This is a genomic window from Streptomyces yaizuensis, assembly GCF_034961445.1.
Taxonomy (GTDB): Bacteria; Actinomycetota; Actinomycetes; order Streptomycetales; family Streptomycetaceae; genus Streptomyces; species Streptomyces yaizuensis.
The window spans coordinates 260,311-280,266 of record NZ_BSBI01000007.1; the positions used below are offsets into that span (position 1 = coordinate 260,311).

Genomic DNA, 19,956 nt, shown 5'->3' on the forward strand with positions numbered 1-19,956 from the left:
CGGTGCGGGTCTCAGCCCAGCAGCCGGTCCGCGATCTCCTCGATCCGGGCCCGCAGGCCCTCCTGGCTCACGCCGCCGTCCAGCCGCTCCCCGCCGATGACATAGGTGGGGGTGCCGGTGACCTTGAGCGCCTTGCCCTCGGCCTGGTCCGCGTCGACGGTGAGGGTGTGCCGCCCGTCGATCAGCGCCGTGTCGATCTCCTCGGCGTCGAGCCCCAGGTCGCGGGCGGTCTCCAGCAGCACCGGCTCGCCCCGCTCGCGCAGTTCCGCGACGCGGGCGAGCAGCGCCTCGTAGTACTCCCGGCCCCGGCCCTGGGCGTCGGCCTCCTCGGCGGCCTGGGCGCTGGCGTAGGAGTGCTTGTTCTTCTCCAGCGGGAAGTGGCGCAGCCGGATCTCCAGCCGGTCCCCGTACCGCTCGCGCAGGGCGCGCACGTCGTCGAGGGCGGTGAGGCAGTCGGGGCAGGAGAGGTCGCACCACAGGTCGAGGACGACGGGGGCGGTGGGCCGGCCGGCGGGGGAGTCGTTCATGGGACCAGTCTCCCAGGACGGGCCCCTGTCCCGGCCCGCCGGCCCTCCCGCGCCCCCGACCTGGGGAGGAGAAGGCCCCGGAGAAATCCCTGGGATCCGACGTGACCGGCCCGTGGCCGTGGCCCGCACCCCGTCCCACGGTGCAGGATGGAGGCAGGATGGAAGGGACGTACCCGTTCATGCCGTCGCCGCCGGCTGCGGCACAGGCACGGCCGGCGGGCGCCCCCGTACATGAACGCCGAAGCCAGGAGGACCCGATGATTGCCGAGACCATATGCGCCGCGGCGTCGGCGGCGGGCCTGGGCATCGCCGGGATCACGGCGTACCGCAAGCGGTTCCGTGCGGCGGCCCGGATCGCGGCGTACTCCCTCGTACCGCTCGGTCTGGTGCTGACCGGGGCGGTCCAGTGGGCCGTGGACACCGCCTTCAGCCCGACCGCCTGGATCGGTTTCGGTCTGCTGGGCGGCGCCTGGGCGCTCTTCGCGGGGGTCCGGGCCGCCGAGCGGCGCTCGGGTGTGCCCGGCCGCAAGGAGCGCAAGGCGGCCCGTGCCGCCGCCCGCCGGGAGGCCGTCGCGCCCGCCGCGTCGGCGCCGTCCCTCGGTCGCGGCGCGGCCGGCGGGGAGCGGACGCGGCCCGCGCAGCAGAGCGCGGCGCAGGGCAGGCGTCAGCCGGCCGCCCCGGGCGAGGACTTCAGCGACATCGAGGCGATCCTCAAGAAGCACGGCATCTGACGCCGCCCGCCGGGTCACCCGGGTACCGGGCGGCGGTGCGCGGGGTGCGTGGGTGACGAACTCACCGTCCCGGGACGCGTGTTGGGTGATCGCCGGGGCGTGTGCTGCGCCATCATCGGCCCGAGATGCTCGATACCTCCGGGGGCCAGGCCTCCGCACCCGCGAATGATCCGAAGAAGCCGAAGAGGGCGAAGACGCCGCAGGAGCCGCAGGGCTGTCTCTTCGCGCTCTCCCAGCCACCCCTGATGATCTTTTTGACCGTCATCGGCGTGCTGCTGCTGATGGCCGCCGTCCACGATCTCTTCCTGTTGTGACCGTTGTGACCGTTGTGAGCTTGAGGACCGGTGTTCCCTGCGGGTCCGCCCCCGGTGTCCGCCCCCGGCGGGGGCTCAGCCGGCCGCTTCGCGCCGGCGGGCGCGGTAGGCGGCGACGTGCAGCCGATTGCCGCAGGTCCGGCTGTCGCAGTAGCGGCGGGAGCGATTGCGGGACAGATCGACGAAGGCCCGCCCGCAGTCCGGCGCCTCGCACCGCCGCAGCCGTTCCTGTTCGCCCGCGACCACGATGAACGCCAGCGCCATCCCGCAGTCGGCGGCGAGGTGGTCGGCGATCGAGGCACCCGGCGCGAAGTAGTGCACGTGCCAGTCGTAGTTGTCGTGATTGGTGAGCTGCGGTGTGGTGCCCGCCGCGGCCACCAGGTCGTTCAACAGTGCGGCGGCGACCGCGCTGTCGGCCGTGGCGAAGACCTCCGCGAAACGGGCCCGTACGCCGTGTACCGCCCGCAGATCCTTTCGGCCCAGCTCACCGACATCGCTGATGTGGTGTCTGCGGACGAATTCGCGCAGCGCCGCGACATCCGCCAGCCCGTCGGCCTGATCGCTTTCCGGTGCGGTGTTCACCAGATCGATGACCGCGTCGAGCGCAATTCTGGTGTCGTGAGGGATCAGCACGATTCGCTCCCTGGCCTGCTGCGGGCCGGTGCCCGCCGAATTGCGCTGACTCTAGCGGTTCGGACGAACACGCATAGGCGCCGTCTCCGCGCGCGAATGCGCGGCCACGACGCCAGGGGGGTGCGCTCTATGCGGTTGTGTTCCCTGTGCGGTTGTCCGCGCGGCGCCGTCTCCCCGAGTAGGACGGCGCCGTGCGGCGCTGGGCCTGGCTCAGCTCTCCGCCAGGATGTGCGACAACTCCGTATCGAGGTCGAAGTGACGATGCTCGGTGCCGGGAGGGACGGCGGCGTCGGTCCGCTTCAGGAACGACTCCAGGGCCCGCGCGGGGGCTTCGAGCAGGGCCTCGCCCTCGGGGGAACTCAGCGCGATGCAGACGACGCCCTGGCCGTGGCTGCGGGACGGCCAGACGCGGACATCGCCCGTGCCGGTGGGCCGGTGCAGGCCCTCCGCGAGGAGGTCGCGGGCGAAGACCCACTCGACCGTCTCCTCGGCTCCGGTGTGGAAGGTGGCGTGCACGGCATAGGGATCGGCCGTGTCATACCGCAGGCCCGCGGGTACAGGCAGTGAGGACTCGCTCGATACAACGAGGCGCAGGTGCAGCTCGCAGCTGACCGTGGTGTTCATAAGCGCCAGGGCCTTTCGCTCAGTGTGCGCTCGGGGATTCGCACGTCGGCGAAATCGACATGCCACCTACGGTGCCGTTGTAAACCCCTCTGAGGGTTTTGGGTGCCTTTAGGTACCCCCAACGGCGGAGCCATTGTTCGTACCCTGGGACCATTCCGGTGACTCCGCTGGGTCAGGTAGATTGACGAGCATGAATACGGGGAGTAACGGCCTGGAGGTCGTGGTGGCGGACGGTGCGAAGCCGGCGCAGGACGGCCCGGCGGCCCCGGCCGAGAGCGGGCAGCCGGCCGAGAGGCCGCTCGGGTCCCGCGCGCCGGAGTTCATCAAGAAGCGCAGAACCCTGCACGTGAGCTGGCAGGTCGGCGTCTTCGTGGCAGGTCTGGCGGTGGTGTCCGCCGGAGTCGCGATGCTGGTGCTGCCCGGACCGGGCTGGGTGGTGATCTTCGCCGGCATGGCGATCTGGGCCACCGAGTTCGTCTGGGCGCAGTTGGTGCTGCGCTGGACCAAGCGCAAGGTCAGCGAGGCCGCCCAGCGCGCCCTCGACCCCCGCGTACGGCGGCGGAACATCATCCTCACCACGGTCGGCTGTGTGATCTGCGCGGTCCTGGCCGGGCTCTACCTCTGGAAGTTCGGCATCACCCTGCCGTGGAAGATCGAATCCTGACCTCCGCATGGTCCCAGGCACCCGCTGACATGCGGTAATGTTTGCGGTGCGCCCGGGCGATTAGCTCAGCGGGAGAGCGCTTCGTTCACACCGAAGAGGTCACTGGTTCGATCCCAGTATCGCCCACCGATACGAGGGTGGAACGGTTCACACAACCGTTCCACCCTCGTTCTTTTTGCCGTTCCGGCCCGCCTTTCGACGGCGCGTGTTTGATTCTGTGCGAATCCCGCGGCGGCCTCGGCCATACGCCGGACGGCCCGGCCCCCACCCGTACGGGCGAGGACCGGGCCGTCCGGGCGGGGGAGCCGCTCAGCGCATCCGGCCCAGCGCCCCGCGCAGCCGGCGGGCCTCCCGCAGCCGCTGCTCGTAGGTGGCCCCGACGGCCAGCAGCAGCAGACCGGCCAGCGCGGGCGCCAGCCAGCGCGGGAGCGCGTCCACGGCCTGCACCACGTACGGCGCCAGCTCGTTCCCGGCGACCAGCGCCAGCACCGCCCCGCCGAGCACCAGCGGCGCCTGGAGCCGCCGCCGCGCGCCGACGAGCGTGACGGCCAGGGCCGCGAGCCCCAGCAGCAGCGGACGCGTCCACCCGCCGTCACCGGGGAGCGCCGCCAGACCCGGCACCAGACCCAGGCCGAGCCCCGGCCCGTACGCCCGCCAGGACGACGTCCCCGGCACCCGCCGCCGCCACACCAGACCGACCACGAGCGCGGGGACGGCCGCCGGCAGGGCGTACGCCTCCGGAACGGTCACCTCCCACGCCGCCAGCCGCACCCAGGTCGCGAGCAGGAACAGCGCCCCCGCCACCGGGGCGGCGATCCGGCGCCGCTCGGGCCGCAGCGCGGTGCCCGCCGCGATCACGCCCCCGAGGGCGCACACCAGGGCGAACGTCGGCGGGTGGGCCAGCGCGGCCTGCGCGGCGACGAGCCCCGCAACGGCCCCGGACACCTCCAGCGGCACCGACACCGGGTGATCGCCCAGCCGGCCGGCGACCAGGGCCACCAGCACGGGCACCACGAGGACCAGCGGACCCGCCCGGTGCGCCTCCCAGCCCGCCGCCGGGCCGACGGCGAGCAGCAGCGCGGTACCGGAGGCGACCGCCCCGCAGACCACCGCCGAACGGACCGCGCCGCCGACCCGGGAGGCCACCGCCCCGGCGAGCAGCGCCGCGACGAGGACACCGAGCACGGTGAAGGTCGCGGGCCGGGTCGCGAGCGCCAGCAGGGCCGTGCTCGCGCCGCCGCCGAGAGCGCACCCGACGGCGACGCCACCGGCGGCCGTGGCGGTGCCCGCCGGCCACGCGGGCCGCACGGCGACGGCCAGGGCGGCGAGGGTCACGAGCACCTGGACGGCGAGGGTCGCCACGAACCCGGCCCCGACGGCGGCGGGCACCAGGAACAGCGCCCCCCACCCCAGGACCCCGGCCCCGACGAGCCCGGCCCCGCTCCGGCCCCGGTCGTCCGGCGCACCGGGCGAGGTCTTCCCGGTCTGCTCCGGCCCGGCGGGCGTGTGGGTGCCCGTACCGCCGGGTACGGGGCTTTCCGGCCCTGCGGGCCTGAGGGTGCTTGTGCCGCCGGGGGTTGCCTCTTCGGCGTGGACGTCCCCGGTGTCCCGGACCCCGCCGGTCGGGGCGGCGTGGTCCCGGCCCTGGTGCGGCCGTCCGGTGGGGGCAGTGGCGCTCTCGCCGGAGCCCATGGGCGTCCGCCTGGTCCGGGTGGTCCGCGTGGGCGCTGGATCGCTGCCTCCAGCCGTCGCGGAAGGACGGCGTGCGTCGGCCGCCCCTGTGGCGCTCGCCGGCGCCGTGGCCCGAGTCGTGCCGACCGGTCCGTGGTGGGGCGTGCCGGGCACCGGGTCCTCCGCGCCATGGCCAGGGGGCGTGCCGGTGCTCCGGTCGCCTGGTACGGGGCCTTCCGGCCCGGCCGGGGTCTCCCCGGTCCGCGCGGCCACGGTGTTCCGGCGCTCAACGGTCGGGGCGGTCGCGTTCCCGGTCGCCGGAGGCGTGTGTTCCGCGGCGAGGCCCGACGTGGCGAGGCCCGACGTACCGGGCGCGGGTCGCTCCGGGGCGGTTCCGGGGTACTGCCGCAGGCCGGCGGCCGGCGCGAGTTTCGTCCACGGCCCGGAACCCACGCCTTCGGCGGCGGGGGAGCCGAACCGGGCCGTCGTCCGCGCCCACGCGCGCCGGACGTCCCGGGAGAGCGCGGGCCGGAGCGTCGTCAGGACCAGGGTCAGGGCCGCCAGCAGGAGGATCGCCGTCGCCGCCGCCGGGGGTGCGCCCGGCACGTCGGAGCCCAGGACCGTTCGCGCGTCCGGGCCGGGGCCGGTCCACGGCTGCGAGGTCCGCAGCGGCCCGGTGAGGGCGAGGAGCAGCGGCGGCAGCGCCGACAGCAGGGCCGCCAGATGCGTCCCGGCCGCCGCCAGGGCGAGCCCCGCCCGCAGCGGCCGGGCCAGTCGCTCCCGTACCCCGGGAAGGGCCACCGCAGCCAGCAGGACCGTCGCCACCAGCGGATATCCCGGTACCGCCCAGCCGTCCGGCAGCGCTGTGCGGACCGCCGAGCCCGCGCCGGTCACCAGGGCCAGGCCCGCGATGACCGCGAGGGCGAGGCCCGCCCGGTCCGTGCCCCGGGCCGCCGCCAGGGCGACGACGGCCGCGGCCGCCAGCAGGGCCGCCGGCCCCAGCGCCCCGGCCGGGGCGGTGGCCGCCAGCGCGTCGAGGCCGCCGAGCAGCAGCACGCCGCCGCCCGTCACCGCCGCGCCCGCCGCCGCCACCGCGCGGACCGTCCGGCGGCCCGCCCGTGCCGCCAGCCCGGCGGACCCCGCCGCCGTCAGCAGCAGCGCCCAGTCCAGCGCGCGGCCGGGACCGGCGTACAGCGCCCAGGCGGGCAGCGGGAACTGCGCCATGGCGACAGCGGCGGGCAGCGGCACCCGCAGCCGGGGCACCGCCCTCCCGTACGCCGCCCACAGCGCCGTCAGCACCGTGGCCGCCCCCGCCGCGCAGGCGAGCCCGTCCAGGTCCGTCAGCGCCACCAGGTACAGCGCGTACGCGTCCAGCACCGTCAGCGCCAGCCCCAGCGCCGCCACCGACTCCGCCGTGGAGCGCAGGCCCCGGCGCAGCAGGAACGGCGGCGCCCCCAGCGCGGCCGCGGTCACGCCCGCCAGCACGGCGGAGCGCCCGCCGATGCCGAGCTGCCCCCAGCCGACCAGGGTGAACGCGATCGCCGCCACCGCGAGCAGCACCCCGCCCAGGGTCAGCAGCGTGTTCTGCGTCCGCGCGGTGGAGGTCTCGGCGGACGTCCCGGCGGCCGCTCCGGTGGAGTCGGCCCTGCTCCGGGCCGGCGCGGTCGCCGGCGGGTGGAGCGCCGCGAGCAGCCGGGACCGGTGGGCGAGCAGCCGCTGCCGGTGCGCGTCCAGGTGGGTCAGTTCCCGGTCGACGCGCGCCAGTTCCTCGGCGAGCGCCCCCGGGGTGGTGCCATTCTTCATGGCCGCAGTGTGTCCCGGACCACATCCGGGGACATCCGTACGGGTACTCACCCGGTGGGTGAGTAGGGCGGGCGGGCCCGTCGTTCCGCGTCGGTGGGCAGGTGGCGGGCGCACGGCGGGCAGACTGCGGCCCATGGACCGCGACCACTACCGCTTCCACAGCGTCTGGGAGCTGCCCGCCGACCCCGCCGCCGTCTTCGCGGTGCTGGAGCGGGCCGCCGACTACCCCCGCTGGTGGCCCCAGGTCCGGGCGGTGCGTCCGCTCGCCGGGGACGCCGCCGCCGCGCGGATCCGTTCCGTCCTCCCGTACGAGATCCGCGTCACCGCCCGCGCCCGGCGGCGGGACCCGGCCGCCGGGGTCCTGGAGCTGGGCATGACGGGCGACTTGGCGGGCTGGGCCCGCTGGACGGTCCTGGCCCACGGGGCGGGCACCCGGGTCCTCTTCGACCAGGAGGTGGAGGTGCGCAGGCCGCTGCTGCGGCGGCTCGCCCCGCTGTGCCGCCCGGCGCTGCGGGCCAATCACGCGCTGATGATGCGGGCCGGCCGCCGGGGGCTCACGGAGCTGCTGCGGTCCGGCTGATGTGCCTCCCGCGCCGCCGCGCGCGGGTGATTTGAAGGCGGCCCGCCCGGACCTGTATGGTTCAGTGCGTTCCCGGGCGATTAGCTCAGCGGGAGAGCGCTTCGTTCACACCGAAGAGGTCACTGGTTCGATCCCAGTATCGCCCACAGGCTGAAGGCCGGTCCGTCGTCGACGGACCGGCCTTTCGCGTACCCGGCGGGGCCGTTCACGCGGCGGCGGGCAGCGCGGGCAGCAGCGGCCAGGCCGGGTCCACCGTCTGGGTCGTGCCCGCGCGCGCGAACCACGCCTGGAGCCCGCGCGTCTGGGACGCGTGCCACTCCGCCTGGAGCGTGTGCAGCTCCACCGGGGTCAGCCGCTCCATCCGGGCGGCGAACCGCCGGGCCACCGCCCGGGTCACCTCCAGCGCGGCCAGGGCGTCCGCCGCCGGGTCGTGCGCCCCGTCGAGCACCACCTCGTACTGGGAGCACAGGTCGCGGAGTTTGCGGCGGCCCTTGCGGTAGCGGTCCAGGTGCTTGTCGAGGACCCGGGGGTCGAGCACGGTCAGCGGCACATGCTCCAGATAGCGGGCGAGCGGGGTGGCCCGGTGGCGGCGCAGCTCGCGGTCGAGGACCGTCAGATCGAACGGCGCGTTCATCACCACCAGGGGGCGGCCCGCCGCGCACTGGACGGCGAGCGCCTTGCCCACCTCGTCCATCACGGGCGCGGGCCAGCGGCCGTTGCGCTGGAGATGGTCGTCGGTGAGGCCATGGACGTCGGTCGCCTCGCCGGGCACCGGGATCCCCGGATTCACCAGCCAGCGGGTGATCCGCGGCCGCCCGCCCGCCGACTCCTGGACCACGATCGCGGCCGACACGATGCGGTCCTGCTCCACATCGACCCCGGTCGTCTCCGTGTCGAACGCGGCCAGCGGGCCGTCGAACCAGAGCGTCATCCCCGAATCTCCCCGAACTCCCCGTGCTCCCCGGCGTCCCCGGCCTGCGTCGAACTCGTCGCGCCGGCCCGGCAGATGGCGGCGTCGCGCTGTCGAGTCCGTGATACCCCTGAGGTTTGCGCCGTACGCGGCCGGACCGCAACCCGCCCGGGGGACACGGACGCTGATGCTCCGCCGCGTACGGGCCCGGCGGCCCCCGCCGGCCGCCGGTGCCCGCCGTCGCGCGACCGGGCCGCCCTCCCGCGCCGGATCCGCCCCCGCCCCCGGATCCCCCAGGTCGGCACCGAGTGTGACGACACAGGTGCGCGGAGCCACGGCGGCGCGGGCCGGCGGGCGGCCGGTCCACGCCCGCCCGGGTAACCGTTTCGCGGCCGGGGCCCCGCTCTCGGTACGATTCAGACGCGCGGCAACCCGCCGTGGCGCCCCCCATCAGTCAGGAGAGACCGGTGTCAGACGTCCGTGTGATCATCCAACGCGATTCCGAGCGGGAAGAGCGCGTGGTGACCACGGGCACGACGGCCGCGGACCTCTTCACCGGTGAGCGCTCCGTCATCGCCGCCCGGGTGGCCGGCGAGCTGAAGGACCTCACCTACGAGGTGCGCGACGGCGAGCAGGTCGAGCCGGTCGAGATCTCCTCCCCGGACGGCCTCGACATCCTGCGCCACTCCACCGCGCACGTCATGGCCCAGGCCGTGCAGGAGCTGTTCCCGGACGCCAAGCTGGGCATCGGCCCGCCGGTCAAGGACGGCTTCTACTACGACTTCGACGTGGAGAAGCCCTTCACGCCCGAGGATCTCAAGGCCGTCGAGAAGAAGATGCAGGAGATCCAGAAGCGCGGCCAGCGCTTCGCCCGCCGGGTCGTCGGCGACGACGAGGCCCGCGCGGAGCTGGCGGACGAGCCGTACAAGCTGGAGCTGATCGGCCTCAAGGGCTCCGCCTCCAGCGACGACGGCTCCGACGTCGAGGTCGGCGCCGGCGAGCTGACCATCTACGACAACCTGGACGCCAAGACCGGCGAGCTGTGCTGGAAGGACCTCTGCCGGGGTCCGCACCTGCCCTCCACCCGGAACATCCCCGCGTTCAAGCTGATGCGCAACGCCGCCGCGTACTGGCGCGGCAGCGAGAAGAACCCGATGCTCCAGCGGATCTACGGCACGGCCTGGCCGACCAAGGACGAGCTGAAGCAGTACCTCGACTTCCTCGCCGAGGCCGAGAAGCGCGACCACCGCCGGCTCGGCTCCGAGCTGGACCTCTTCTCCATCCCGGACGAGATCGGCTCCGGCCTCGCCGTCTTCCACCCGCGCGGCGGCATCATCCGCCGGGTGATGGAGGACTACTCGCGCAAGCGGCACGAGGAGGAGGGCTACGAGTTCGTCTACACCCCGCACGCCACCAAGGGCGCCCTCTTCGAGAAGAGCGGCCACCTGGACTGGTACGCGGAGGGCATGTACCCCCCCATGCAGCTCGACGGTGGTACGGACTACTACCTCAAGCCCATGAACTGCCCCATGCACAACCTGATCTTCGACGCCCGGGGCCGCTCCTACCGTGAGCTGCCGCTGCGGCTGTTCGAGTTCGGTACGGTCTACCGGCACGAGAAGTCGGGCGTGGTGCACGGCCTGACCCGGGCCCGGGGCTTCACCCAGGACGACGCGCACATCTACTGCACCCGCGAGCAGATGGCCGAGGAGCTGGACCGCACCCTCACCTTCGTCCTCAATCTGCTGCGGGACTACGGTCTGACCGACTTCTACCTGGAGCTGTCCACCAAGGACCCGGAGAAGTACGTCGGCTCGGACGAGACCTGGGAGGAGGCCACCGAGGTGCTGCGCCAGGTGGCCGAGAAGCAGGGGCTGCCGCTGACCCCCGACCCGGGCGGCGCCGCCTTCTACGGGCCGAAGATCTCGGTGCAGGCGCGCGACGCCATCGGCCGTACCTGGCAGATGTCGACCGTCCAGCTCGACTTCAACCTGCCGGAGCGCTTCAACCTGGAGTACACCGCCCCGGACGGCTCCCGGCAGCGGCCGGTCATGATCCACCGGGCGCTCTTCGGGTCGATCGAGCGGTTCTTCGCCGTGCTCCTGGAGCACTACGCGGGCGCCATGCCGCCGTGGCTGGCCCCGGTGCAGGCGGTCGGCATCCCGATCGGCGACGCCCACGTCGACTATCTCCAGGACTTCGCCGCCGACGCGCGGAAGAAGGGCCTGCGCATCGAGGTGGACGCCTCCTCCGACCGGATGCAGAAGAAGATCCGCAACCACCAGAAGCTGAAGGTCCCCTTCATGATCATCGTCGGTGACGAGGACATGAACGCCGGGACGGTCTCCTTCCGCTACCGCGACGGGTCGCAGGAGAACGGGATCCCGCGCGAGCAGGCCCTGGCCAAGCTGGAGCAGGTCGTCGCGGACCGCGTCCAGGTCTGAGGCCGCGTCCCGGTCCGAGATCGCGGCCGGATCCGATCGAGCACTACCGAGGCCGGGCCCCCGGGGGATTCCCCGGGGGCCCGCCCCTGTCCTCGTCCAGCGTGAAGGTCTGGATCAGCCACGACGAGAACGAGCCGGTCACCGCCCCCAGCAGGGCCAGCCCGCCGGCCATCATGCCCACCGCGACCGTCCGGCCGAGACCGGTCACCGGGGTGACATCCCCGTAACCGACCGTCGTCAGCGTCGAACAGGCCCACCAGACCGCGTCACCGAAGGTCCGGACCGTCGTCCCCGGCGCCCCCCGCTCCGCCGAGTAGACCGCGAGCGCGCCCGCGAAGCCCAGGAGCACCGCCGAGAGCCCCGCGTACGCGATCACCCGTGCGTAGAGCGTCAGCCGCGGCCGGACGTGCCGGTGCTGCGCGGTCTCGTAGAGCTGGACGATCCGCAGCGGCCGCAGCAGCGGCAGCACCACCACCAGCGCGTCCAGCGGATGCCTGCGCACGAAGTGCGCGTGCCGGCCGGTGAGCCGCCAGCGCACCAGGTAGTCCACCACGAACAGCGCCCACGTCCCGTAGGTCACCGCCCGCAGCAGCGCCTCCCACCCCGGGCCGATCCCCTCGGCGAGCACCTGGACCGCGTAGCAGCCGAGGAACAGCACGGAGGCGGCGAACAGCGGCACCTCCGTGCGCTGCCGCCAGCGCCACAGCCGGTTCTCATCGTCCATCCGCCCAGCATCGCGGGGCGGCGGCCCGGCCCGCCCCCGGCGACACGTTCCGTATGGGGGACGCCATATGCTGCACACCATGACGAGTGAGCCGGAGCAGCAGTTCGGAGTGGGGACGCCCGACGCGTTCCAGCGCCTGTGGACGCCCCACCGGATGGCCTACATCCAGGGGGAGAACAAGCCGAGCGGGCCCGAGGCCGGCGACGGCTGCCCCTTCTGCGCCATCCCCGCCAAATCCGACGAGGACGGCCTGGTGATCGCGCGCGGCTCGTCCGTGTACGCGGTGCTCAACCTCTACCCGTACAACGGGGGACACCTGATGGTCGTCCCATTCCGGCACGTCGCCGACTACACCGAACTGGACGAGGACGAGACCGCCGAGCTGGCCGTCTTCACCAAGCGGGCGATGACGGCGCTGCGGGCGGCCTCCGGGGCGCACGGGTTCAACATCGGGATGAACCAGGGCATGGCGGCGGGCGCCGGGATCGCCGCCCATCTGCACCAGCACATCGTGCCGCGCTGGGGCGGGGACACCAACTTCATGCCGGTCGTCGGCCACACCAAGGTTCTGCCCCAGCTCCTGGCCGACACCCGGACGATGCTCGCCGCGTCCTGGCCCCTTTCCTGAAATCACGCGTCGTAGAGGTCCGCTTTCTTGGGGGCCGCGTCCTGGATGCCGCCGCCGACGGCCAGGGAGCGGCCCGCGAAGCGGTCGGTGTCCACGCCGTTCTCCTCCAGGACCTTCAGTGCCGCCGCGTGCGCCGCCCGCAGGACCGGGGTGGCGGCCCGCAGTGCGTCGTCCGCCATGAACCGGTGCCGCCAGGGCTTCTCCGCCCAGGCGTGCCGCAGCCCGAACGGCTCCGGCAGCGCCAGCTTGCCGCCCAGGAACTCCAGCAGCGGCGGATACCAGGTCAGCGGTGCGCGGACCATCAGCCGCACGACCTCCTTGGTGTCCACCAGCGGCAGGGTGCGGGTCCTGGTCTCCCAGAACCGGACGGCCTTGTTCACGGTGACGGTCTTCGGTGACGACTTCGTCGTGAACAGCCCGTGCACCGGCCCCAGCGCGTGCCCGGTGACCTCCACCCGCAGGGTCTCGTGGAGCACCGTCACGGTGATCATCATGGTGATCACCAACTGGCCGTCCCAGAGGGTGAACTGGACGCCGAGATAGTGCCGGTTGCCGCTGCCGAACTGCTGGTGGTTGCAGATGCGCTGTATTTCGTGGCCCTTGATCTGGTAGGAGTCCACGTCCTGGCCCTCCGGCCGGGAGACCGAGCCCGCGCCCTCGGAGACCGGGCAGACGATCCAGTGCTTCACCGACGGGGTGGGGAAGCCGCCCGAGTTCAGCGGGCCGCGCTCCAGCAGCTTCAGCCGGTCGTGGATCGCCCTTATGACGTCCCAGCTGCGGAACTGGTTGATCTCCTTGCCGGCTTCCCGGGGCACCAGCTCCTCGGCCAGCTGCCAGCTGCCCCAGCGGGTCCCCATGCCCAGTATCCCCTTGGGGCCCGCGTAGAAGGCGGAGTTGGCGTGCTGCTCGGCGGTGAGCTTCTGGAGGCTCTGGCGGAGCTGTTCGCGGGACTTGTCGCCCGGGTTGCCCGGCACCGCGTCGGGGATCTTCGCCCCGATGCCGCTGCCGCCGGCCAGGTCGTCCCAGCGCGACCGCAGGTCCTTCGCGGTGGCCTCGCAGATCCGCTGGGCCAGCAGCCAGCCCACCACCGGCGCGACGATCGCGCCCCGGATGTAGAACGCCCAGAAGCCGGTGAACGGCAGCCGCAGCATCAGCAGCAGCGCGAAGCCGCCGATGGCGAGGAGCAGGATCGTGCCGAGGAGCCCGGCGTGCTTGTTCTGCGCGCCGGCCAGGGTGCGGCGCAGCTGGAAGACCGCCATCCAGGCCAGCAGTCCGGGCAGGAAGAGCAGCCCGCACACGACCATGATGAACGTGAGTTTGGTGTCGCGTTCCTTGCGGATGTGGACGGCCGCCAGGCAGTGTTCGACCACTGTCTGGGGCTCCATGCCGAACGACTGGATCAGCGCGTTGCGCGCGCCGCCGAGCATCCGTGTCTTGACGGCGTTGGAGAACGCCTCACCGAGGTTCGGTTCGAACAGGGAGAGTTTTCCTGGCTTCACCTCGGACTTGTGCCACTCGTTGTTGGCCTTGAGGATCTCCTCGACCGGGCTGTCGCGGTACGCCGCGGAGGACAACGCGTGCGTCGCCGCGGTCTGTCCGGCCGATCCCATGAGCGGAACCTGTGCTCCGGGACTGAAATCGAAACCGTCGCTCGTCACTTGCCGCCCCCATCGCCGCTTCGCCTCCGCTGTGCGGCCTTGTTCCCGACTGGCGTGCCCGGCACACCTGTTGAGCTGGGCACCTCAGCGTATCCGGGGTGTGTCGTCCGCGTCACCGCCTTGGCGGTCCCGGCGGAATCGCCACGGGTCGCACGGGCGCCGCCCCCGGAGCGCGGGACGGCGCCCGCCGGGGTGGCGCCCTTCGCGGCGGCATCCGCCGGGCGTGCCCCGGTGCTGATCAGACCGGGCCACGGGGCCGTCCCGGCGCGGGGAGCACGCGGGGAGCGCGGCGGGTGCCCGGCGGGCCCCGGGTTCCTCAGGCCGCGCCTTCCTCGCGTACTTTCTCGGCCACGTGCGCCGGCATCGGCTCATGGCGGGCGTAGGCCCGGCCGAACCGGCCCGCGCCGTGGGAGAGGGAACGCAGGTCGATCGCGTACCGGCTGATCTCGATCTCGGGCACCTCGGCCCGGACCACGGTCCGGCCGCCGGGGGCCTGTTCGGTGCCGGTGACCCGGCCGCGCCGCCCGGACAGATCGCTCATCACCGGCCCGACGTAGTCGTCCGGGACCATCACCTCCACCTCGGCCACCGGCTCCAGCAGATGGATCGCGGCGTCGGCGGCGGCCTCCCGCAGCGCCAGCGCGCCCGCCGTCTGGAAGGCGGCGTCGGAGGAGTCCACCGAGTGGGCCTTGCCGTCGAGGAGGGTGACCCGTACGTCCACCAGCGGATACCCGGCGGCGACCCCGCGGGCCGCCTGCGCCCGTACGCCCTTCTCCACCGAGGGGATGAACTGGCGCGGCACCGCGCCGCCCACCACCTTGTCCACGAACTCGACACCGGAGCCGGCGGGCAGCGGCTCCACCTCGATCTCGCAGATAGCGAACTGGCCGTGGCCGCCGGACTGCTTCACATGCCGGCCGCGCCCGGCGGCCCGCCCGCCGAACGTCTCCCGCAGCGACACCCGGTAGGGGACCTGGTCGACCTGGACGCCGTACCGGCCGCGCAGCCGCTCCAGGGCGACATCGGCGTGCGCCTCGCCCAGGCACCAGAGCACCACCTGATGGGTGGCCTGGTTCTGTTCCAGGCGCATGGTGGGGTCCTCGGCGACGAGCCGGGCCAGCCCCTGGGAGAGCCGGTCCTCGTCCGCCTTGCTGTGCGCCCGGATCGCCAGCGGCAGCAGCGGGTCGGGCATGGTCCAGGGCTCCATCAGCAGCGGGTCGTCCTTGGCCGAGAGCGTGTCCCCGGTCTCGGCCCGGGAGAGCTTGGCCACGCAGGCGAGATCCCCGGCGATGGCCCGGTTCAGCGGCCGCTGGTGCTTGCCGAAGGGGACGGAGAGCGCGCCCACCCGCTCGTCCACGTCGTGGTCCTCGTGCCCCCGGTCGGCCAGCCCGTGCCCGGAGACATGGATGGTCTCGTCGGGGCGCAGGGTGCCGGAGAAGACCCGTACCAGCGAGATCCTGCCCACATAGGGGTCGGACGCGGTCTTGACCACCTCGGCGACGAGGGGTCCTTCGGGGTCGCAGACCACCCGGGGGCGGGCGGCGCCGGCGGGGGTGGTGACCTCGGGGCACTCGCGCTCGGGCGGGGTGGGGAAGCCGCCGGTGATCAGCTCCAGCAGCTCCACCGTGCCCAGGCCCTGCTTCGCCCCCGGCGGCGCGGGCGCGGCGGCGAGCACGGGGTGGAAGGTGCCCCGCGCGACCGCCTTCTCCAGATCCTCGACGAGGAGCCCGGTGTCGATCTCGTCACCGGCGAGATAGCGGTCCATCAGGGTCTCGTCCTCGCTCTCGGCGATGATCCCCTCGATCAGCCGGTTGCGGGCGCCGTCGATCAGCTGTGCCTGGGCGGCGTCGGGACCGGTCTCCTTGCGCTCGCCGGAGGAGTAGTCGAAGACCTTCCGGGACAGCAGCCCGGCGAGGCCGGTGACCGGGGCGTGGCCGTCGGCGCCTGGGGTGCCGTACTGCGGCAGGTAGAGCGGGAGCACGGCGTCCGGGTCGTCCCCGCCGAAGATCTCCGCGCAGAGCGCCGTCAGCTCGTCGAAACCGGTCCGCGCGGTCTCCAGATGGGTGACGACGATCGCGCGCGGCATGCCCACGGCCGCGCACTCCTCCCACACCGCGCGGGTCGCGGACGCGACGGCGGACGCCTCCTGCGCGGCCGAGACGACGAAGAGGGCCGCGTCCGCCGCGCGCAGACCGGCCCTCAGCTCCCCGACGAAGTCCGCGTAGCCGGGGGTGTCCAGCAGATTGATCTTGTAGCCGTCCCATTCGACGGGGACGAGGGAGAGCTGTACGGAGCGCTGCTGCCGGTGCTCGATGTCGTCGTGGTCGGAGACGGTCGAGCCGTCCTCGACCCGGCCGGCCCGGTTCACCGCGCCCGCCGCCAGCGCCAGCGCCTCCGTCAGCGTCGTCTTTCCGGCACCGCTGTGGCCGACCAGCACCACATTCCGCAGGGATGAGGGCCGGTCGGCCGCTGTAGCCCTGCCGGCGGCCCCGGGGTGGATGTTCGCCTTCTCGCCCATGGATTCAATGCCTCCCGATCGATCCGGTCTCCGCGTCGGCGGCGGGGCGCCGATACGGACGGTGAGGAGATGTGGGCCGCGGGAACGGGGGAGGCCCGGACGGGGCACGGGGGCGTCCGGGGCGAGCCCCGCCGCCACCGAGGGCGTCCGGGGGCGGCTCCGACGCGCCGCCCGCATCCGTGTTGTCCGTGTGAGCCGTTGTCCGAGTGAGCAGTGGTTGCCGTGTGTGCCGTGTGAGCTGTGGTTGCCGTGCCGGCCGTGGTGGCCGTGCGTGCCGTGCGTGCCGTGCCGGCGCCGGGGCCGGCGGGACCGGCCCCCGGTCGTCCTTCGAGCTTTCCACTCCCGCAACACCCCGTCCATACGTCGGACACCACCCGGGGTGCCGACGCGCCGGTACGGGGGTGCCGTGGCCGGTCCGCGCCGCCGGTCCGGCCGCGTGATCACCCGTTCCGCCCCCTTCCCCGCCGTACCGGAAGAGGCTCTTCCGCAGGGCTCCGGGCAGTCCGGAGCGCGCTTCCGGAGCGCCGTGCCACCGGGTCCCGGCGGTGCCGGGCGCCGGTCCTGGCTACGATGGGCCAGCCGGGCGTCCGATGGGCCACCCGGCCCACGCGGCGAATCCGCAGCCCGCTGCGGAGTGCCGGTGGACCGTTCGTGGACCGCCCGTCGACCGATTTCAGACCATCCGAAGAACCGAGAAGTACCCGAAGAACCCCGGGAAGGCCATGCTGAACAAGTACGCGCGTGCATTCTTCACGCGTGTCCTCACCCCGTTCGCCGCATTTCTGCTCCGCCGTGGAGTGAGCCCCGACGCGGTCACCCTCATCGGCACGGCCGGAGTGATGGCGGGTGCGCTGGTCTTCTTCCCCCGGGGAGAGTTCTTCTGGGGCACCATCGTCATCACCCTGTTCGTCTTCTCCGACCTGATCGACGGCAACATGGCCCGCCAGGCGGGCCTGTCCAGCCGCTGGGGGGCGTTCCTCGACTCCACCCTCGACCGGGTCGCCGACAGCGCGATCTTCGGCGGATTCGCGCTCTGGTACGCGGGCCAGGGCGACAACAACGTCCTGTGCGCGGTGTCGATCTTCTGCCTGGCGAGCGGCCAGGTGGTCTCGTACACCAAGGCCCGCGGCGAGTCGATCGGACTGCCGGTCGCCGTCAACGGGCTGGTCGAGCGGGCCGAGCGGCTGGTGATCTCGCTGGTCGCCGCCGGTCTGGCCGGACTGGCCACCTTCGGCGTCCCGGGCGTCGAGGTGCTGCTGCCGATCGCCCTGTGGGTGGTCGCCGTGGGCAGCGCCGTGACCCTGGGCCAGCGGGTCGTGACCGTACGCCGGGAATCCGCGGAGGCCGACGCCGCCGCGGCGGAGGGCCCCCAGAGCGGCGCCGGGGCGAAGTGATGCGCGACCGCCTGACCGACGGCCTGTACGGACTGGGCTGGAGCGCGGTCAGGAAGCTGCCGGAGCCGGTGGTCTCCCGGCTGGGGCGCACCATCGCCGACACCGCGTGGAAGCGGCGCGGCCCGGCGGTCCTGCGGCTGGAGGCCAATCTCGCCCGGGTGGTGCCCGACGCGGACCCCGGCCGTCTCGCCGCCCTCTCCCGGGCCGGGATGCGCTCCTACATGCGGTACTGGATGGAATCCTTCCGGCTGCCGGTGTGGAGCGCGGAGCGGATACGGGACAACGTCGTCATCGAGGACTCCCACCATCTGACCGACGGCCTCGCCTCCGGCCGGGGCGTGGTCCTGGCCCTGCCGCACCTGGCCAACTGGGACCTCGCCGGCGCCTGGGTCACCCGGACCCTGGACACGCCCTTCACCACCGTCGCCGAACGGCTGCGGCCCGAGTCGCTGTACGACCGGTTCGTGGCCTACCGGGAGAGCCTGGGCATGGAGGTGCTGCCGCACTCCGGCGGCGCGGCCTTCGGCGCGCTCGCCCGGCGGCTGCGCGCCGGCGGCCTGGTCGCCCTGGTCGCCGACCGCGACCTGTCGGCGAGCGGCGTCGAGGTGTCCTTCTTCGGCGAGCGCGCCCGGATGCCCGCCGGGCCCGCGCTGCTCGCCCAGCAGACGGGGGCGCTGCTGCTGCCCGTCACCCTCTGGTACGAGGGGGAGCCGAAGATGCGCGGGCGGGTGCACCCGCCGGTGGCCGTGCCCGAGGGCGGCACGCGGGCCGAGCGGACCGCGGTGATGACCCAGGCCCTGGCCGACGTCTACGCGTCGGGCGTCGCCGCCCACCCGGAGGACTGGCACATGTTGCAACGGCTGTGGCTCGCGGATCTGGACCCCCGCAAGGACGACGGGGCCGGCCGGTCCGCCCCGCGCGCCGGGGAGGTCCGCTCATGAGGATCGGCATCGTCTGCCCGTACTCCTGGGACGTGCCCGGCGGGGTCCAGTTCCACATCAGGGACCTCGCCGACCACCTCATCCGGCTCGGCCACGAGGTCTCCGTCCTCGCCCCCGCCGACGACGACACCCCGCTGCCGCCGTTCGTGGTCTCCGCCGGACGGGCCGTCCCCGTGCCTTACAACGGCTCCGTCGCCCGGCTGAACTTCGGCTTCCTCTCCGCCGCCCGGGTCCGCCGCTGGCTGCACGAGGGCACCTTCGACGTCATCCACATCCACGAGCCCACCTCGCCCTCGCTGGGGCTGCTCAGCTGCTGGGCGGCGCAGGGCCCGATCGTGGCCACCTTCCACACCTCCAACCCGCGCTCCCGCGCCATGATCGCCGCGTATCCGATCCTCCAGCCCGCGCTGGAGAAGATCAGCGCCCGGATCGCGGTCAGCGAGTACGCCCGGCGCACCCTGGTCGAGCACCTGGGCGGCGACGCGGTCGTCATCCCCAACGGCGTCGACGTCGACTTCTTCGCCCGCGCCGAACCCAGGAGCGCGTGGCAGGGCGGCACGATCGGCTTCATCGGACGGATCGACGAGCCCCGCAAGGGGCTGCCGGTGCTGATGAAGGCCCTGCCCGCGATCCTCGCCGCCCGGCCGGACACCCGGCTGCTGGTGGCCGGGCGCGGCGACGAGGAGGAGGCGGTCGCCGCACTGCCCGCGGAACTCCGGCGGAACGTCGAATTCCTGGGCATGGTCAGCGACGAGGACAAGGCGCGGCTGCTGCGCAGCGTCGACGTCTACGTGGCACCCAACACCGGCGGGGAGAGCTTCGGGATCATCCTGGTCGAGGCGATGTCCGCGGGGGCGCCCGTCCTCGCCAGCGACCTCGACGCGTTCGCCCAGGTCCTGGACCGGGGCGCCGCCGGTGAACTCTTCGCCAACGAGGACGCCGACGCGCTCGCGACGGCGGCGCTCGCCCTCCTGGGCGACCCCGGCCGCCGGGCGGAACTGAGCCGCCGGGGCAGCGCCCATGTGCGCCGCTTCGACTGGTCCACCGTGGGGGCGGACATCCTGGCCGTGTACGAGACGGTCACCGACGGTGCCTCGTCCGTGGCCACCGACGACCGGCCCACTTTGCGCACCCGGCTCGGCCTCGCCCGCCACTGAACCGCGCCCGGCCGTACGGGGGAGGGGCGGCCCGC

Annotated in this window: 17 protein-coding genes and 2 tRNA genes; 11 read left to right on the top strand and 8 right to left on the bottom strand. The window is 73.6% G+C overall.

Features of this window, described 5'->3' with window-relative positions; all coding sequences use genetic code 11:
• Positions 1-11: 11 nt before the first annotated feature.
• Positions 12-527 carry a DsbA family protein gene (locus SYYSPA8_RS18815; protein WP_323448371.1) on the bottom strand — a complete coding sequence of 172 codons (516 nt, stop codon included), beginning with the start codon at positions 525-527 and terminating at the stop codon, positions 12-14.
• A 257-nt stretch (positions 528-784) separates the two neighbouring features.
• Between SYYSPA8_RS18815 and SYYSPA8_RS18820 the strand changes: the two genes are divergently transcribed.
• Both SYYSPA8_RS18820 and SYYSPA8_RS18825 read left to right on the top strand, forming a co-directional pair.
• Positions 785-1,258, top strand: a complete 474-nt coding sequence (locus SYYSPA8_RS18820; RefSeq protein WP_323448372.1) for a hypothetical protein — start codon at positions 785-787, stop codon at positions 1,256-1,258.
• A gap of 125 nt (positions 1,259-1,383) precedes the next feature.
• Positions 1,384-1,572, top strand: coding sequence for a hypothetical protein (locus tag SYYSPA8_RS18825; RefSeq protein ID WP_323448373.1), 189 nt, complete (start codon positions 1,384-1,386; stop codon positions 1,570-1,572).
• Positions 1,573-1,647: 75 nt separating this feature from the next.
• Here SYYSPA8_RS18825 and SYYSPA8_RS18830 read toward each other — a convergent pair whose 3' ends face one another.
• Entirely contained in the window at positions 1,648-2,205 is a 558-nt protein-coding gene (locus SYYSPA8_RS18830) for a CGNR zinc finger domain-containing protein (protein WP_323448374.1), read from the bottom strand.
• Positions 2,206-2,415: 210 nt separating this feature from the next.
• Positions 2,416-2,829 carry an SsgA family sporulation/cell division regulator gene (locus SYYSPA8_RS18835; protein ID WP_003959770.1) on the bottom strand — a complete coding sequence of 138 codons (414 nt, stop codon included), beginning with the start codon at positions 2,827-2,829 and terminating at the stop codon, positions 2,416-2,418.
• 190 nt (positions 2,830-3,019) lie between these two features.
• On the opposite strand from SYYSPA8_RS18835, the gene SYYSPA8_RS18840 reads away from it, so the two are divergent.
• Both SYYSPA8_RS18840 and SYYSPA8_RS18845 read left to right on the top strand, forming a co-directional pair.
• Positions 3,020-3,493, top strand: coding sequence for a TIGR02611 family protein (locus SYYSPA8_RS18840; protein ID WP_323448375.1), 474 nt, complete (start codon positions 3,020-3,022; stop codon positions 3,491-3,493).
• 54 nt (positions 3,494-3,547) lie between these two features.
• A tRNA-Val gene (locus SYYSPA8_RS18845) sits at positions 3,548-3,619 on the top strand.
• A 183-nt stretch (positions 3,620-3,802) separates the two neighbouring features.
• Here SYYSPA8_RS18845 and SYYSPA8_RS18850 read toward each other — a convergent pair.
• Complete coding sequence (locus SYYSPA8_RS18850) at positions 3,803-6,967, bottom strand: SCO7613 C-terminal domain-containing membrane protein (protein WP_323448376.1); 3,165 nt, start codon at positions 6,965-6,967, stop codon at positions 3,803-3,805.
• 133 nt (positions 6,968-7,100) lie between these two features.
• Here SYYSPA8_RS18850 and SYYSPA8_RS18855 point away from each other — a divergent pair, with 133 nt between their 5' ends.
• Together SYYSPA8_RS18855 and SYYSPA8_RS18860 are read left to right on the top strand one after the other, a co-directional pair.
• A complete protein-coding gene (locus tag SYYSPA8_RS18855; RefSeq protein ID WP_323448377.1) occupies positions 7,101-7,547 on the top strand; it encodes an SRPBCC family protein in 447 nt (148 codons plus the stop codon).
• A 74-nt stretch (positions 7,548-7,621) separates the two neighbouring features.
• Positions 7,622-7,693: transfer RNA gene (locus tag SYYSPA8_RS18860), tRNA-Val, on the top strand.
• Positions 7,694-7,752: 59 nt separating this feature from the next.
• On the opposite strand, the gene SYYSPA8_RS18865 is transcribed toward SYYSPA8_RS18860, so the two are convergent.
• Entirely contained in the window at positions 7,753-8,478 is a 726-nt protein-coding gene (locus SYYSPA8_RS18865; protein WP_323448378.1) for an exonuclease domain-containing protein, read from the bottom strand.
• 446 nt (positions 8,479-8,924) lie between these two features.
• Between SYYSPA8_RS18865 and thrS the strand changes: the two genes are divergently transcribed.
• Positions 8,925-10,901, top strand: a complete 1,977-nt coding sequence (thrS, locus tag SYYSPA8_RS18870) for a threonine--tRNA ligase (RefSeq protein WP_323448379.1) — start codon at positions 8,925-8,927, stop codon at positions 10,899-10,901.
• A 43-nt stretch (positions 10,902-10,944) separates the two neighbouring features.
• Here thrS and SYYSPA8_RS18875 read toward each other — a convergent pair whose 3' ends face one another.
• Positions 10,945-11,625 carry a potassium channel family protein gene (locus tag SYYSPA8_RS18875; RefSeq protein ID WP_323448380.1) on the bottom strand — a complete coding sequence of 227 codons (681 nt, stop codon included), beginning with the start codon at positions 11,623-11,625 and terminating at the stop codon, positions 10,945-10,947.
• A 67-nt stretch (positions 11,626-11,692) separates the two neighbouring features.
• Between SYYSPA8_RS18875 and SYYSPA8_RS18880 the strand changes: the two genes are divergently transcribed.
• Positions 11,693-12,253 carry an HIT family protein gene (locus SYYSPA8_RS18880; protein WP_323448381.1) on the top strand — a complete coding sequence of 187 codons (561 nt, stop codon included), beginning with the start codon at positions 11,693-11,695 and terminating at the stop codon, positions 12,251-12,253.
• Between the two features lie 2 nt (positions 12,254-12,255).
• On the opposite strand, the gene SYYSPA8_RS18885 is transcribed toward SYYSPA8_RS18880, so the two are convergent.
• Together SYYSPA8_RS18885 and SYYSPA8_RS18890 are read right to left on the bottom strand one after the other, a co-directional pair.
• Positions 12,256-13,863 (bottom strand): hypothetical protein, encoded by a 1,608-nt coding sequence (locus SYYSPA8_RS18885; RefSeq protein WP_323448382.1) that lies wholly within the window; start codon positions 13,861-13,863, stop codon positions 12,256-12,258.
• Between the two features lie 364 nt (positions 13,864-14,227).
• On the bottom strand, positions 14,228-16,429 hold the full coding sequence (locus SYYSPA8_RS18890) for an elongation factor G-like protein EF-G2 (RefSeq protein WP_323448383.1): 2,202 nt from the start codon (positions 16,427-16,429) through the stop codon (positions 14,228-14,230).
• Positions 16,430-17,151: 722 nt separating this feature from the next.
• On the opposite strand from SYYSPA8_RS18890, the gene pgsA reads away from it, so the two are divergent.
• Genes pgsA through SYYSPA8_RS18905 form a run of 3 tightly spaced genes read left to right on the top strand, consistent with a single transcriptional unit; the run spans position 17,152 to position 19,921 of the window.
• A complete protein-coding gene (pgsA, locus tag SYYSPA8_RS18895) occupies positions 17,152-17,823 on the top strand; it encodes a phosphatidylinositol phosphate synthase (protein WP_323448384.1) in 672 nt (223 codons plus the stop codon).
• Positions 17,823-18,764 (top strand): phosphatidylinositol mannoside acyltransferase, encoded by a 942-nt coding sequence (locus SYYSPA8_RS18900; RefSeq protein ID WP_323448385.1) that lies wholly within the window; start codon positions 17,823-17,825, stop codon positions 18,762-18,764. The genes pgsA and SYYSPA8_RS18900 overlap by 1 nt, the downstream gene beginning before the upstream one ends.
• Positions 18,761-19,921 (top strand): glycosyltransferase family 4 protein, encoded by a 1,161-nt coding sequence (locus tag SYYSPA8_RS18905; RefSeq protein ID WP_323448386.1) that lies wholly within the window; start codon positions 18,761-18,763, stop codon positions 19,919-19,921. Before SYYSPA8_RS18900 ends, SYYSPA8_RS18905 begins: the two co-directional genes overlap by 4 nt.
• Positions 19,922-19,956 lie beyond the last annotated feature (35 nt).